17 protein-coding genes are annotated in these 14,934 nt (G+C 43.9%); 4 read left to right on the plus strand and 13 right to left on the minus strand.

Features of this window, described 5'->3' with window-relative positions:
- Positions 1–112 precede the first annotated feature (112 nt).
- Entirely contained in the window at positions 113–1,042 is a 930-nt protein-coding gene (pssA, locus tag ACAM37_RS04925; RefSeq protein WP_369626754.1) for a CDP-diacylglycerol--serine O-phosphatidyltransferase, read from the minus strand.
- Positions 1,043–1,171: 129 nt separating this feature from the next.
- Positions 1,172–2,059, minus strand: coding sequence for a 23S rRNA (adenine(2030)-N(6))-methyltransferase RlmJ (locus ACAM37_RS04930; RefSeq protein WP_007116651.1), 888 nt, complete (start codon positions 2,057–2,059; stop codon positions 1,172–1,174).
- A gap of 146 nt (positions 2,060–2,205) precedes the next feature.
- On the opposite strand from ACAM37_RS04930, the gene ACAM37_RS04935 reads away from it, so the two are divergent.
- Entirely contained in the window at positions 2,206–2,820 is a 615-nt protein-coding gene (locus tag ACAM37_RS04935; RefSeq protein ID WP_369626755.1) for a 2OG-Fe(II) oxygenase, read from the plus strand.
- Here the strand turns inward: ACAM37_RS04935 and ACAM37_RS04940 are convergent.
- Complete coding sequence (locus tag ACAM37_RS04940; RefSeq protein WP_472826330.1) at positions 2,806–3,420, minus strand: LysE/ArgO family amino acid transporter; 615 nt, start codon at positions 3,418–3,420, stop codon at positions 2,806–2,808. The two genes, ACAM37_RS04935 and ACAM37_RS04940, sit on opposite strands and share 15 nt — an antisense overlap.
- Positions 3,421–3,606: 186 nt before the next feature.
- Between ACAM37_RS04940 and dapE the strand changes: the two genes are divergently transcribed.
- Positions 3,607–4,845, plus strand: coding sequence for a succinyl-diaminopimelate desuccinylase (dapE, locus tag ACAM37_RS04945; RefSeq protein WP_369626757.1), 1,239 nt, complete (start codon positions 3,607–3,609; stop codon positions 4,843–4,845).
- A gap of 250 nt (positions 4,846–5,095) precedes the next feature.
- Here dapE and iscX read toward each other — a convergent pair whose 3' ends face one another.
- The 7 genes from iscX to ACAM37_RS04980 form a co-directional block, all read right to left on the minus strand.
- Entirely contained in the window at positions 5,096–5,296 is a 201-nt protein-coding gene (gene iscX, locus ACAM37_RS04950) for a Fe-S cluster assembly protein IscX (protein ID WP_007116656.1), read from the minus strand.
- A 13-nt stretch (positions 5,297–5,309) separates the two neighbouring features.
- Positions 5,310–5,822 (minus strand): acyl-CoA thioesterase, encoded by a 513-nt coding sequence (locus ACAM37_RS04955; protein WP_203171874.1) that lies wholly within the window; start codon positions 5,820–5,822, stop codon positions 5,310–5,312.
- Positions 5,823–5,910: 88 nt separating this feature from the next.
- A complete protein-coding gene (locus ACAM37_RS04960) occupies positions 5,911–7,299 on the minus strand; it encodes an NAD(P)(+) transhydrogenase (Re/Si-specific) subunit beta (protein WP_099834497.1) in 1,389 nt (462 codons plus the stop codon).
- Positions 7,300–7,310: 11 nt separating this feature from the next.
- Positions 7,311–7,673 carry a proton-translocating transhydrogenase family protein gene (locus ACAM37_RS04965; RefSeq protein ID WP_050324454.1) on the minus strand — a complete coding sequence of 121 codons (363 nt, stop codon included), beginning with the start codon at positions 7,671–7,673 and terminating at the stop codon, positions 7,311–7,313.
- 43 nt (positions 7,674–7,716) lie between these two features.
- Positions 7,717–8,838, minus strand: coding sequence for a Re/Si-specific NAD(P)(+) transhydrogenase subunit alpha (locus ACAM37_RS04970; RefSeq protein WP_369626758.1), 1,122 nt, complete (start codon positions 8,836–8,838; stop codon positions 7,717–7,719).
- A 222-nt stretch (positions 8,839–9,060) separates the two neighbouring features.
- On the minus strand, positions 9,061–10,110 hold the full coding sequence (locus ACAM37_RS04975) for a ribonuclease Z (protein ID WP_369626759.1): 1,050 nt from the start codon (positions 10,108–10,110) through the stop codon (positions 9,061–9,063).
- Between the two features lie 235 nt (positions 10,111–10,345).
- The gene (locus ACAM37_RS04980; protein WP_369626760.1) at positions 10,346–10,513 is read right to left on the minus strand and encodes a hypothetical protein; all 168 of its coding nucleotides are present in this window, start codon (positions 10,511–10,513) and stop codon (positions 10,346–10,348) included.
- A 51-nt stretch (positions 10,514–10,564) separates the two neighbouring features.
- Between ACAM37_RS04980 and ACAM37_RS04985 the strand changes: the two genes are divergently transcribed.
- A complete protein-coding gene (locus ACAM37_RS04985) occupies positions 10,565–10,846 on the plus strand; it encodes a subtilase-type protease inhibitor (protein WP_007116663.1) in 282 nt (93 codons plus the stop codon).
- A 159-nt stretch (positions 10,847–11,005) separates the two neighbouring features.
- Positions 11,006–12,706: a sigma 54-interacting transcriptional regulator gene (locus tag ACAM37_RS04990; RefSeq protein WP_369626761.1), complete on the plus strand. Its 1,701-nt coding sequence runs from the start codon at positions 11,006–11,008 to the stop codon at positions 12,704–12,706.
- Here the strand turns inward: ACAM37_RS04990 and ACAM37_RS04995 are convergent.
- The 3 genes from ACAM37_RS04995 to rarD are packed head-to-tail and all read right to left on the minus strand — an operon-like array spanning position 12,703 to position 14,829.
- Positions 12,703–13,251: a 2-amino-4-hydroxy-6-hydroxymethyldihydropteridine diphosphokinase gene (locus ACAM37_RS04995; protein ID WP_138019277.1), complete on the minus strand. Its 549-nt coding sequence runs from the start codon at positions 13,249–13,251 to the stop codon at positions 12,703–12,705. The genes ACAM37_RS04990 and ACAM37_RS04995 overlap by 4 nt on opposite strands.
- A gap of 40 nt (positions 13,252–13,291) precedes the next feature.
- Positions 13,292–13,819 carry a dihydroneopterin aldolase gene (folB, locus tag ACAM37_RS05000; protein ID WP_369626762.1) on the minus strand — a complete coding sequence of 176 codons (528 nt, stop codon included), beginning with the start codon at positions 13,817–13,819 and terminating at the stop codon, positions 13,292–13,294.
- 11 nt (positions 13,820–13,830) lie between these two features.
- Positions 13,831–14,829 (minus strand): EamA family transporter RarD, encoded by a 999-nt coding sequence (gene rarD, locus ACAM37_RS05005; RefSeq protein WP_219331250.1) that lies wholly within the window; start codon positions 14,827–14,829, stop codon positions 13,831–13,833.
- Positions 14,830–14,934 lie beyond the last annotated feature (105 nt).

Here is a 14,934-nt window from a genome sequence, read left to right on the forward strand (position 1 = left end):
GTTACCCAAAAAAACGGGCATGAAAACGATACGCTCATTATGCCAGTTTTTGTACTATTTGAACATCCGTTTCTAAAAAAAATTGCTACTGAAACAAAAACCTAAAGTAGCCCTAAACAGGTTTGCGTTTAAGCTTGCTCCAAACCGCAGTTACTGGGCCCGATAAGGCGTAAATCACGCTAATCGCGAGCAATCCTGCAGGAATATTATACAGCACGATACCGAGCGCAAACACAATCAAGATGAGTGCCACAAAGGGGACACGCTTTTTATCAAACTCTTTAAAGCTATAGTATTTTAAATTACTCACCATCAAGAAGCCGGCAATCACCACCCAAACGGCTGCCAAGATTTGAAAAGCGGGACTGGTCGCCGGCAATTCAACTTGCCAATCCATATGCACCATCACAAACGTCGTGACTAAAATAGCGGCTAACGGACTTGCTACCCCGACAAAGTATTTTTTATCAACAACACCAATTTGTACATTAAAACGCGCCAGTCTCAGCGCGGCACAGGCAGCATACACAAAGGCGCAAGCGATACCAATACGCCCCAACGGCTCTAACGCATAATGATAAATCAATAACGCAGGCGCAAGTCCAAACGCGATGCAGTCAGCTAGCGAGTCTAGCTGCTCGCCAAAGGGACTTTGTGCATTGAACAGCCTTGCCGCCCGACCATCTAACCCATCTAGCAATGCCGAGATAAAAATCGCCACACAGGCACGCATATAATGCCCTTCCCCCAACGCGCTTTGGGTAATCGAATAAAATGCCGCAAGCAGCGACAATAGCGTAAATGAATTGGGAATTAAATAAACGCCTTTTTGCGCAATCGTTTTATCAGCGACACGCGCATTTTCAATGACTTCAAAGGTGAGCCCATCGTAGTCATCGGTTTCTGCCAATTCACGGTTACGCTGATGCTCAAGCTGAATTGGATTAATATCCTTAATGTGCTGTTGCGGCTGTTGCGGCTGTTGTAATGCGTCGATGGGCGTCTTGATAAGGGTTGGTTGGTTATTATTATCGTTATTCATTGATTATCCTTGCAGGTTGTCTCTTGCAGGTCGTCTATAATAAATCATCTGTCGCTAGGTGCATCGAGCTCGGTAACAAATTGCGAAATTTGGCGGGTTTTGTGACCAGTTAACCCGCCAAGCGTGAAATCATTCGCCAACCAACCATTGTACTTTGGTGCGCTGTTCTACGCTCATTTGTGGGCTTTCAGGATGCTGCAAAATTGGCTGTAGATATTGCAAAATCTCTTCGGCTTTAGCATCAAATTGCCAAGGTGGGTTAATCACCAACATACCCGTCCCATTTAAACCCATCGGCAAATCAGGAGGAAAAATATTCAGCTCAAGCACCAGCTGACGGCGGATTTCGGTGCGTTTCATTTTTTTATAAAACAGCTCAACCGCATCGTTGTTTTTGATGGGGTACCAAAGTGCCAATACCCCGGTTGACCATTTTTTATGCGCTTTGACCAACAAATCTACCAATGCGCTAAAATCACGGTGTTCCTGTTCAAAGGGGGGATCGATTAAAATCAACCCGCGTTTTTCTTGCGGTGGTAGCACCGCCAAAATCCCTTCATAGGCATTGCGATGTTGCACGCCAATGGGCAATTGGTGCAGTTGGTAGTTGAGCGCATCAAATTCGCTTGCTTTCCATTCAAACGCTTCGGCGCGATTGTTAATCTCTGGGTGAGCGTCTTGTTGTTTTTCGATGTGATGGGCAATAAACCAAGGTGAACCTGGATACACATGCTTATCGTAGAATTTTTTGGCGTAGCCAATATCTTGTAGATAAGTTTGCACCGCCTGTGGTGCTTGGCTGTTATCTTGCGCTAGCAGTTTGGTAATACCATGGATGGCTTCACCCGTTTTTTTGGCTTCATCACTGGCCAGTGAATACAAACCGCGACCACCATACGCATCCAAAATATAATAAGGTTTTGGCTTGGCGCTCATCATCTCAAGTAATTGGAGTAATAAAACGTGTTTTACCACATCAGCGAAGTTGCCCGCGTGGTAGCTGTGTTGATAATTCATAATAAATTTTTCGTAAACAAATTAGCAGGTATGGTAGCATAGCTATCAAAAATTGGCGAAGTTTTTGCTACAAGTTTTTGCTACAAGTTTTTGCTAAAAATTGCCCAGTTAAATGTTTAAACAATAGTGGAGGAAACACAGCGCACATGCAAGAGTTGAATTTTATCCTGCCCAATTGGTTTGAAAAAATAAATGACGCACAGCTTGACGGTTTGGTTAATGACGGGTTTATCGTGCTAGATGACTGTTTTGACGTCAAATTTTTTCAGGCGTTACAAAAAGAGAGTGGCTTGATGGATTACCAAGCCGCCAATTTGACGCAGGGTGAGCGAATCACTAGCATTCGCGGGGATAGCACGCGCTGGATTGATGAGCACTGTCCGATTGGTATGCAGTATCTACAAGCGATTAATGAGCTCGCGCAATTTTTTAATCAAACCTTATACACCGGCATTCGCCGTAGTGAAGCCCATTATGCCCGCTACCCTGCAGGGTTTGGTTATCAGTGGCATTCAGACAACCCGCAAGGTCGTGATGAACGTGTGTTATCAGCGGTTTTTTATCTCAATGAGGGTTGGGGCGCGCACGATGGCGGTGAAATTGTCGTCATCGACCAACATGATACACAGCAACAATTACAGCCCCAAGGTAACAGATTGGTGATTTTTAACAGTAACTTAGTCCATCAAGTCGCAATCACCCATCGTGAACGCTTCTCCATTGCCACTTGGATGAGAAAAGATGGGTTAATTAGCCAGTAATAAACTTGCCGCAATCCCCCACATCACAACCCCGATGAGGATATCAAGAATTTTCCAAGACAGTGGTTTGGCAAATAGCGGCTGCAGCACACGCGCACCATAACCCAAACTAAAAAAGAAGATAAACGATGATAAAATTGCACCCAACGCAAACGCCAATTTATCGGTAACCTGTGACGCAATCGTCCCAAGCAAAATCACCGTATCTAAATACACATGGGGATTGAGCCAAGTAAACGCCAAGCACAGGGCAATCACCTGTTTTAAATTACCAACGTCTTCACCCTGCGCCACGAGCGATTGGTCTGATTGATAAGCGGCAATAAAACTTCGGGCACCATACACAATTAAAAACAACGCCCCTGCGTACTTGGCAATGGTGATAATCAGCGGAAATTGTGAAATCAGCTTGCCAAAACCAAACACGCCACCGGTAATCAACACCGCATCAGATAATGCGCAAATCAAACACACGATAAACACAAATTGTTGTTTTAGCCCTTGTTTAAGCACAAATGCATTCTGCGCCCCAATCGCCAAAATTAACGAAAAGCACACGCTCATGCCCATTAAAAAAGTAGAGATATTCATTGGTACCACATGTCCCCAGTAACATTCGCAAAAAACACAAAAAAGCCCAGTAAGAAAAAAAGCGCAGTGAGAAAAAAAGCGTATTGTAGCCAAAATGCTGAGCGATTGCGAACAATGCAACCCGCTAAGGCGCTAATTTATGCTAATATGCAGCGCAAATAAGCGAGCTTTTTGAGAGATTTTAAGGAAACGACAATGACTGATTACGCCAGTAACGCCACTGATTTAGACCACCTTCAAGCGCAGACCTTAGCACTAAGTTTACAGCTGATGCGCGAGCCATCAGTGACGCCGACTGACTTTGACTGTCAAAATATACTGGCTGAGCGGCTTAACCACCTTGGCTTTGATTGTGAGTTTTTATACTTTGGTGAAAAAGGCGCGACAGGACGCGAAGCAGAAGTCAAAAACTTATGGGCAATCCGTCAAGGTCGTGGGCAGGCGCAGGCGCCTGTATTATGTTTTGCAGGACATACCGATGTCGTGCCCACGGGCGATGTCAGCCAATGGACCTATCCGCCATTTGAGCCTACTATCAAAGATGGCATACTGTATGGGCGTGGTGCTGCAGACATGAAAACAGCGATTGCGGCATTTACTGTCGCTGTTGAAAATTTTGTCGCCAAGCACCCCAATCATCACGGTTCAATTGCTTTCTTAATTACCGCTGATGAAGAAGGTCCTTCGGTCAACGGTACAGTCAAAGTGGTGGAAACATTGCAATCGCGCAACCAACCCATCACCTATTGCTTGATTGGCGAACCCTCTAGTACTCACACTTTGGGTGATATCATCAAAAATGGTCGCCGTGGCTCGCTTGGCGCCGTTGTGACGGTGACCGGCAAACAAGGCCATGTTGCCTACCCGCATTTGGCAGTTAACCCCATTCATTATGCTTTGCCAGCACTATCCGAGCTTTGTAGCCAAACTTGGGACAATGGCAATGCGTATTTTCCTGCCACCACCCTGCAAATCTCCAACCTTCATGCAGGCACTGGGGCTAACAATGTGATTCCTGCAACTTTAAGCGCCGAGTTTAATTTTCGTTTTTCCACTGAGACCAACGATGAGAAACTTAAAGCAACTACCCATGCGATTTTTGACAAGCATTTTCAAGACGGTGCAGCCAGTTATCACATCAATTGGAAACTATCGGGCAACCCATTTTTGACGCCACAAGGCAACCTCGTGGGCGCCTGTCAATCCGCGATTAAAGCCGTGACAGGGACAGATACAGAGCTTTCAACCACAGGCGGCACCTCAGATGGTCGTTTTATCGCAACCTTGAACGTTGACAATAGGTCGCCTGAAGTGGTTGAGCTTGGCGTGCGTAATGCAACCATTCACCAGATTGATGAGTGTGTAGAGGTTGAAGATTTGGGTAAACTTGCCGCAATTTATGAGCAAATATTACAAAACTTGCTGTTAGACTAAATACTGTTAACCCAAATACTGCATGCTAACAACCCAGTGATACGGCTAATTTTGCTGAAATGGCAATCTTCGTGGGCGTGGCAACTGATTATTTACCCAAGCCAAATGATTATTCACCCAAGTCAAATGACATCAAAGACCGTTACTTTTTGGCTGACGCATTAAGCAAGTGCGGGTCATTTTTCATGGGTAAATTAATTTAGCTACTGCTCATTAACAATCTAGTATGAAGAAGAATCTAGCATTCAGCTTAATCTAGTTCGTCTAGCCAAGCCATTTGAATCGCTTCTAGTTGTTTTTCGGTCGATTTGGTTGGGTCATCGCCAAATTCTTCCAACTGCGTCACATACCGATGCAAATCGGTAAAACGAATATATTGCACGTCTTCATCAGGGTATTTTTCAGAAAGTTGAATGGCAATTTCTAACGTGTCGTTCCATTTGAGGGACATATTTTTTCTCCAGTTATTTGATGGGGGTGAGTTTTTTGATTTCGTTAAGATTGTCTTGCCAAGTTTTGATGACAGGATGAGCTTGTTCATCTTGCTGTACAATGACGCTGGTCGGTTGCACTTGCCCATCCAACATCAATACAATTTTGGTCAGTGCCACCACATTTAAGTCATTTTTCACCCAAAACTCGTGGCGAAAATACAGGTATTTTTTATCCCAAGCCAATAATTGACTGCGAAGCGCCAATTTATCAAACAAAAAGCTTTCTTTGATATAAGTTAATTGTTGCGATGCAATCACCCAACCTAGCTTGTCCGTTGGACGTTGCTGCATCAGCCACTGCTGGATATTGAGCTCAATAAAGCTTAAGTAGCGATAATTAGGCACATGGTGACGAAACCCCATATCATGTGGCAAAATCCGATAGTAGCGGATGATCGCATCGCTATAGCTTGGTTTGGATGACTTTGCTTTATCGGATTTTAGCATCAAACATAAGATAAGGTAACGAAGTAATAAATTCATGAATTTTCCTTGTGATATCCGCCTGATTATAGCAAATAAAAAACCCTGACTAAACTGGTTAGTCAGGGTTGATTGAAGTTACAAAAACTTAGTGACCTGTACCATTGATATGGCGAATCATGTCTTCTACTACTTTTTTGGCATCGCCAAAGATCATCATGGTTTTGTCCATGTAGAACAAGCTATTATCAAGACCTGCGTAGCCGGCACTCATTGAGCGTTTGATGACCATCACGGTTTGCGCTTTGTTTGCTTCAAGAATTGGCATACCAAAGATAGGTGAGTTTGGATCGTCTTTTGCCGCTGGGTTGACAACGTCATTGGCACCGATAATCAGCACAACGTCTGTACCGGCAAAGTCGGAGTTGATTTCATCCATTTCTAAGATGTCTTCATACGGTACATCTGCTTCAGCCAATAGTACGTTCATATGACCTGGCATACGACCTGCCACGGGGTGAATCGCAAAACGCACGTCCACGCCTTCTTCTTTAAGCATTTCATAAAGCTCTTTTACCGCATTTTGGGCGCGGCCTTGCGCCATACCATAACCTGGCACAATGACGACACTGCTAGAGTTTTCCATCATAAAGGCGGCATCTTCAGGTGAGCCTGTACGGTAAGTTTTGGGTCCCGTATCTTCTTCTGTCGCAGCGGCTGAGCTGCTTGACATACCGCCAAACAATACGTTGAGCAGTGAACGGTTCATGGCTTTACACATAATGTAGGACAAAATCGCCCCAGATGAACCGACCAATGACCCTGCGATAATCAGCATTGAGTTGCCTAGGGTAAAACCGATACCGGCTGCTGCCCATCCAGAAAATGAGTTTAGTAGCGATACCACCACAGGCATATCACCGCCGCCAATCGGCGCAATCCACATCCAGCCAAAAATAATAGCCAAAATGGTCATGGCATAAAACGCTGGCATAGATTGGGTGGTAAAATACATAATACCAAACGCTAACATCGCGATGAACAATAGCGCTTGGACAGGTTTTACCCAAGTGCCTTTAAGCGTCTTTGCCCAGCTTTTTGCCGCCAATTTACCAAAAGCAAACAGGGATGCTGAGAAGGTAATCGCACCAATAAAACAGCCCACAAACAACTCAAAACGACCGACTGTGTCATGTTGAGCTCCGGTATGCAACACGCTCGCTAGTGCGATGGCAACTGCCGATAGACCGACTAAAGAGTGCATCAAAGCCACGGTTTCTGGCATTTGCGTCATGGCGACAGTGCGTGCTTTCCAAGTACCGACCACCGCGCCTAGTACCATCGCGCCAACAATTAATACAAATACCGGACTGGGTGCCAAGAAAAAGGTGGTGATAATGGCAATCGCCATACCTATCATACCGAATCGGTTACCGCGGATGGCGGTTTTTGGGCTTGATAAACCCCGTAAGGTTAAAATAAATAGCACCGCACCAATCAAATAAAACCAATCCGCATGTTGGGCGACCCAATTCAAATTCTCATTCATCAAGCATTTCCTTCTTTATTTGGCTCAGCTTTGGCTTTTTTATCTTTTGATTTAAACATCGCAAGCATACGTTCCGTTACCGAAAAACCACCAAAAATATTGATGCTGGCTAAAAACACCGCAAACGCCCCCAAAAGACTTGTTGGGGTAAACATATTGCCATCAATGCTGACGGTCTGCAGCATGGCACCGACGATGACAATACTGGATAAGGCATTGGTCACCGCCATGAGCGGGGTATGCAGTGCAGGTGTTACTCCCCAAACCACGTAATAACCCACAAAAATAGCCAAAACAAAGATACTAAAGATTGCCACAAATGGGGTGGCAGATGTCGCAGACGCTAATAGGGTCAATAACATAAAACCTCCTAACCTCGATAGGTAAAATTAAATGAAAATTAGGTTAGCGACTGGCTAACAATACTTGACCTTGGCTAGTAACCAGCAAGGCTTTTTGGATTTCATCTTCTGGATTGAGCGCAAACACTTTATTGTCATCCATCAAGGTTGCAAAAAAGTTATATAAATTATTGGCATACAATGCCGATGACTGCGCCGCCAAGGTCGATGGAATATTGGGTACACCCATGATGGTGACACCGTTTGGGGTGATGATATTTTGTCCGACCACTGAGCCTTCCACGTTACCGCCTGTTTCCACTGCCATATCGAGTAGAATTGAGCCAGATTTCATTTTATCGATGGTAGCTTGGTGTATCAAACGCGGGGCATTGCGACCCGGAATTTGAGCCGTGGTAATCACGATATCTGCTTGGCTGACCGCTTTATCGACAACCGCAGCTTGGTCTTTGATATACTGCTCAGACGGTGTCCAGGCATAGCCGCCTGTGTCTTTGGCTTTAACTTTTTCTTCATCGCTCATGGGGACATCGAGCCATTTACCACCGACTGACTCCACTTGATCGCGCACGGTGGGACGTAAGTCACTGGCTTCTACAACGGCACCCAAACGACGCGCGGTTGCAATTGCTTGCAGACCCGCGACGCCCACGCCTAGGATAACAATACGCGCAGGTTTCACTGTCCCTGCCGATGTCATAAACATGGGGAAAGGACGACCAAACTGGTTGGCAGCCAAAATCACCGCTTTATAACCTGCCAAGTTGGCTTGGGATGACAGCACGTCCATGTTTTGTGCCCGCGACAAAGTTCGGGGCAATAGCTCCATGGCATATACTTTGGCGTGGCGATTGGCATAGTCCTGCAAATTGGCATTACGATACGGATTCATCATGCCGATGACAATCGCTTCTTGTTTTAGCTGGTTGATTTGTTCAATCGGCAAGCTATTGACCGTGAGCACCACATCACTTGTTGAGATCGCATCCTCAACAATTTGCGCCCCTGCTTGTTGCAACGCATCATTGGTAATAAACGAACCTTTACCCGCATCGCGTTCGACCACAATACTGTGACCCAACTTGATGAACTTTTTGATGGTATCGGGGGTAATCGCAATCCGATTTTCATACAATGCAGTTTCTTTTGGTACACCAATTTGCATACACTCTCCTCAAGCGGTTCGGTTGGCTTCTCAATCCACAACTGACCATTAGCTAAGACAGTTATAAATTAAAAAAATGATAATTAAATTACCATAAATATAATTAATTATGCAAAACAATTCTAGGCGGGATAACAAGTAAATTTGACTGATGCGTATAAAAAAAAGTTATCAATGAAAATTTTTATAAAATTTTCTTTTAACAAGATAGCTTTCTGAGGATTAGTTTATTTGCGTATTGCGTTTTTTAACGTTGCCATTGTCGATTTCAAATTCATCAAAATCTTGGGCAAGCCAAAAGTTACCTTGATAACTGGCAGCAACTTCTGCTCGAATATCTGACATATTCAAAGTTTTGCTGCTAGGTTTATCAAAAGGTTGAAAACGCGCGCTAAAATGGGTCAAAATTAGGTTTTTTAATTGTGATAGCTGCGCAAATTCGGCAACTTGCTTGGCGGTTGAATGCATGGGGTCAAAATAGTTAGGGGCTACTTTTCGTTTATCAGCGATTGCTTGGGTATAAGTCGCCTCGTGTACTAGCACATCGGTATTTGATATAGCATCGGCTAATAGCTCAGGTGAGTCATTGTCGCCTGCGACTATTAGCACGGTTTTATGCAGCGTGGTGGTGACAAAATCCGCGGATTTTAGCAAGGTGTTATCATCTAGATTGACGTCAATACCGTATTTAAGTTTGCCCCATAGCCGTTTATCTAGCACGTTAAGCTTGGTGAGTTTTTGGGTTAATAAGGTTTTTTTGGACAGGCGCTGGGTGAATTTAAAGGCATGGCTAGGGATACGGTGGGATAGCGCAATCACGTCAACTTGTAGCTGATGGTCGTCTGTCAAATCCAGCGTGACAGGTTGGTAACTATCCCCCTGCACTCTATTTTCAGTTGCGATAAAATGAATGTCAAAACTTATCATCAGCGCTGTCGTGGCTTGCACGGCGGCAAGATAATCAGCAATGGCTTGTGGGGCGATAAGGGTTAATGGGTGCTTGCGTCCACTCATCGCCATACTTGCCAGTAACCCTGGCAAGCCATAACAGTGGTCGCCATGCACATGGGTGATGCAAATTAACGCTAGTTGCATCACGGACAACGGGGTTTTGAGTAATTGATGCTGGGTGGCTTCCCCACAGTCCACCAATATCCAAGGCACATTTTTTGCTTTGCTATAAGGATTGATGAGTGATACAGCAAGCGCGGTGACGTTGCGGTGTTTGGTGGGTATCCCTGCTGATGTGCCCAAAAAAGTGAGTGTTAACATGATTACCTCTTGATCAAACGAGTGTTACATCGTTATAGTGAATGTTTATCAATTTAACTATAAAATAAAATGCGCTAACAAATTTCACAACAACTTTTGACTGGGCTATGGCAATGACTTCAAAGCTTTCTTTTAACCCCTAGCCTTTAACCATTAGCCTTTAGCTTTTGTCTTTTATCCTTTATCCCTTATATCGTGTCTGGCGAATTGGACAATTCTGCTTTAAGCCTCGGCCTTATACTTGTTGATAGGCGGATTTGGGGCGTGCTTTATTACGGGCGCAACGGCTGTCATCGCGCTTCACCCGTTTACGTTTTAAAGATTTGGTAACAGATAATAGCAATAATAATTTGGCAAGCGGGTTATTATTGCGGATGATTTCACTGAGTTTTGGTATACTCAATGATGCTTATATCATCTCTTGTATCACTTACGGAACAAAATAAGGAATGCTATGTTCAAGTTTTTTACCCCATTATGCTTCTCATTAAGTTTATTTGGCTGCCAAGCTGTTAGCTCAGATCAGCAAAACCCCCAACCTATGCCTCAGCCCATCAAGAAACCTGAGATGATGTGCACCATGCAATATGATCCTGTCTGCGTCAAAACTATCAATAATGGCATCGTCCGCTATCAAACCTATGGCAACGCTTGTATGGCAAATAATGGCGTCAATGCTATGGACAAGACTATGAGCGTCACCAAAGGTGCTTGTGAGGCAGAGACTAGCAAGTGAATGAGTTAGTAAGCGACTGAGCTAGCAAATAGCTGGGCTATCATAAGTTAGCCCACCATAACGTCTGCACTAGCTTGTTTTGCCATAGCTGACTGACGATAAAACAAGCGAAGAGCTATAATCCCTCTAATTACTTTGTGTTAAAGGTTTTGCATCTGTATGTCATTAGCATTGATTATTGATGATGAAGTAGATTTGTGTCGCTTGATGCAGATGACACTCAAAAAAATGGGCATAGAATCCAAAGTCGCCTATGACTATGCCACCGGCATCAGCCATCTTCAAGCGTATAATTTTGATTTTTGCTTAACCGATCTTAAACTTCCTGATGGCACAGGACTAGATATCGTTAAATTTATCAGTAAAAATTATGCCAAAACCCCCGTGGCAGTGATTACCGCCCACGGTAGCATGGATTTGGCGATTGAAGCGTTAAAATTGGGCGCCTTTGATTTTGTCAACAAGCCACTTGAGCTATCACGGCTACGCCAACTGGTCGAAAACGCCTTAAAAGTAGCAGAAAATACCCATAAACTTAATTGTAAAGAAGTCTATGATCCTTTTAGCAATCGCTTAATCGGACAATCTAACGCCATTACCCAGCTCAAAACCACCATCCAAAAATTGGCGCGTAGCCAAGCGCCCGTATTCCTGTGGGGGGAATCGGGCACGGGTAAAGAAGTCGTTGCCAAGCTCATTCATGATTTAAGCCCACGCTGCTCTGCCAATTTTGTGCCTGTTAACTGCGGCGCCATCCCATCAGAGTTGATGGAAAGCGAGTTTTTTGGGCACAAAAAAGGCAGCTTTACGGGCGCTACCGCAGACAAAGAAGGGTTATTCCAACAAGCAAATGGCGGTACGCTATTTTTGGATGAAGTAGCGGATTTGCCGATTTCCATGCAAGTCAAATTATTACGCGCGATACAAGAAAAGAAAATCCGCCCCATTGGGAGCACCCAAGAGATTGCCGTGGATGTGCGCCTTTTATCCGCTACCCATAAAAATTTGGCTAAGCTTGTCGAAACGGGTGAATTTAGACAAGATTTATATTATCGCATCAACGTGATTGAAGTAAAATTACCCAGTCTCAATGAACGGCGTGATGATATTTTACTGTTAGCCAATCATTTTATTTCTTTGATTGCAGACGATTGGGGACTAGCGCAGCCACTGACATTATCGAATGAAGCCGCGGTTCAATTGACAAACCATCGCTTTGCCGGCAACGTACGTGAATTAAGAAATATCTTAGAACGCGCGATTACCCTAGCTGATGATAATGTGATTGAAGCCCATCATTTAAATTTGCCATTATCAGCCGCCAACGTACCGGCTGACACTCCTAGAATCCATGAAACCCAAAAAACTCATGAAATCACAGAAAACTCCAATCACCCCGTCTTATCAATACCGAGTCAACCTAGCGCGCCAAAAGTTGAGCCCTTAGCCGAGCCTAAATCCGCTTCCAACAGCCCCATCAATACTTCCTATAGCAGCAACTTGTTTGCAAGTGGTTACAAAGTCAAACCCAATATTCAACTTGCGCCCACACCCACCCAATCCAACCATGAAGCGTTAACCCATGAAGCGTTAACCTTAAACGCGCCTATAGGGGGTATCAATGCGCCTAATTTAGCCCAGCCCGCCGCTGAAGAAGGTCAATTGCCTGCCGAAGGGCTTGAAGAATATTTGATGAATCAAGAACGCAAAGTCATTATCGCAGCACTCAACTGCAGTGGTTGGAATCGCACCCAAGCCGCCAAATTATTAAATACAACGTTTCGCTCACTGCGCTACCGTATGAAAAAATTGGGCATTGATAGTGGCAGTGATATTCATAGTGATAGCGATGAGGATTAAAAACTTCGGATAAAGGACAAATCGATATTTTTTGATAAATCCAATATCCCTACGTGGTCATAACAAGCTAGTGGAAAACGCCGGCGGATGCCTAACCACTGGTTTTCGGATTGGGCGAATAGCATGAATCGATTGCCTTTTTCATCGAGGCTTTGGTCGATATTGTCAATTTGATGCAGGCATTTTACCGCAATGATATCGATGTCTAACGTAACAGCGGGTTTTTGGTACAGAAGTCTGTCTTGTTGCTGTTCAAACTGCTTGGTGAGTTGTAGCCATTGCCAATAATCGATTGGCTGCGCAAAGTCTAAATAAGCCACTTGGTTAAAATAAACCGGTGTATTGGATGTTTGCTTGTTTACATCGTCGTGTAAATTGTTATCACTACAAGTATCTTCATTACTATGAATCGCACTGAGAGTCAAAGTGCCAAAGTTTTGCAGCCAGTCTTTGGCTTTTTGTAAATAATAAGGTTGTTTGACATTACTGGCTAATGACAAAACACAGGCTTCGATGACTATGACATCACGCGGTGGTACACTCATACTCAAATGCTCAAATAAACATATTTTTTGCTTAGGCTAATTAATTTTGCTGAAAACGGGTAATTTTAACCCCGACACTATCGGCTTGTTTGATGGCGGTGGGTTTGTGAATCGTCACTGTGACTTTTTCTGGGGCAAATTCTGCCAAAATCATCTCAGCGACCAATTGCGCTAACCGCTCTAACAGCGCGACTTTATTGGCAATGCTCACTTCAGCCACGCGCTCACTGACACTTTTATAATTGATGGCATCTTGAATATTATCAGTCTGCGACGCTTGGTATTGACAGCCCACCATTTCAATATCAAAAATCAACGGTTGGGTTATTTGCTGCTCCCACTCATACACGCCAATCACAGCATCGACCTTGAGACCCTTGACAAATACCGTGTCCGTTGAATTACCGGTCAGTTTGATTGGCTGATTGTTGGACTTTTCGTTTGCAATCGCGTGCAAGGCATCCGCCGCTGAATATAGTGATTCATGCATGGTTTTTTGTGTGGGTGCTTGCGTGCTAGTATGGGGCGTTTCAAGGTTAGTTTGTTGGGTGGTTTCTGGTGTAGTCATTTTTACTCTCGTTAGGTATTTCGTTGTTTGATTAAATCATAACTAAAAAATACCAACCCTGTCCAAATAAAGGCAAAGGTAATCAATTTATAAATGTTAAAAGGCTCATGATACAAGAATATCGCCAATAAAAAAATCATGGACGGGGTCAAATAATTTAAAAAGCTCAATAAGCTAAAATTAACCATTTTGGTGGCTTTATTAAACATGAGCAAAGGTATCAAGGTCACAGGCCCTGCAATCATCAATAAAAAAATTGATGGCGACAGCCAAAAATCTAACTGACTACTAGCAACATTATGCATAGCAAACCAGCCAATAAAGACCGGCACCAATAATGCCGTTTCAATAAACATCGCAGACAGTGCGTCAAGCGGGGTATGGCGATGCATCAAACCATACACAGAAAAGCTACTCGCTAACACTAACGATACCCACGGCAATTTACCCAGCACGACTAACTGAATCGCCACACCTATCGCTGCCAAAATCACTGCCATCCATTGCAAAGGACGCAGTTTTTCTTTGATGACCACAAGGGATAGTAAAATACCCATCAACGGACCAATATAATAGCCCAAACTGGCTTCCAAAATCTGATCATGATTGACCGCCCACACGTACACCAACCAATTGACTGAGATAATCGCACCCGAAACGGCAGTATAAAGTAGCCATTTTGGGTTGGCTTGAATCACTTTTACCCAGTGCCAGTTTTTGGTCACTGTCATGATCAGTAAAATCGTGACAAACGTCCAAATAATTCGATGCCCAATGATTTCAATCGCATCATACTCTTTGAGTAGCTTAAAATACAGGGGGAAAAAACCCCAAATCAAAAAAGCAGCCAGTGCGGTCAATACGCCTTTGGGGGTGGTCACTACGGTTGGTTTTTCATGGTCAGTAATATCAACGGCACGGGTCGGAATGTCACTATTGATGATATCAATGGTTTGACTTTGGGGGATTTGACTTTTAAGGATTTGATGTTCGGGGATTTGATTTTTCATTAATACAACGATAAATTTTATTTTTTATAAAAAAGTAAAAACTAAGAAAGTCATAGTCTATCTTAGTTTTCATGTCATCCATGTAAAGACTTGCGACAGTGATAC

Source organism: Moraxella sp. K23 (assembly GCF_041154765.1).
GTDB lineage: Bacteria > Pseudomonadota > Gammaproteobacteria > Pseudomonadales > Moraxellaceae > Faucicola > Faucicola tetraodonis.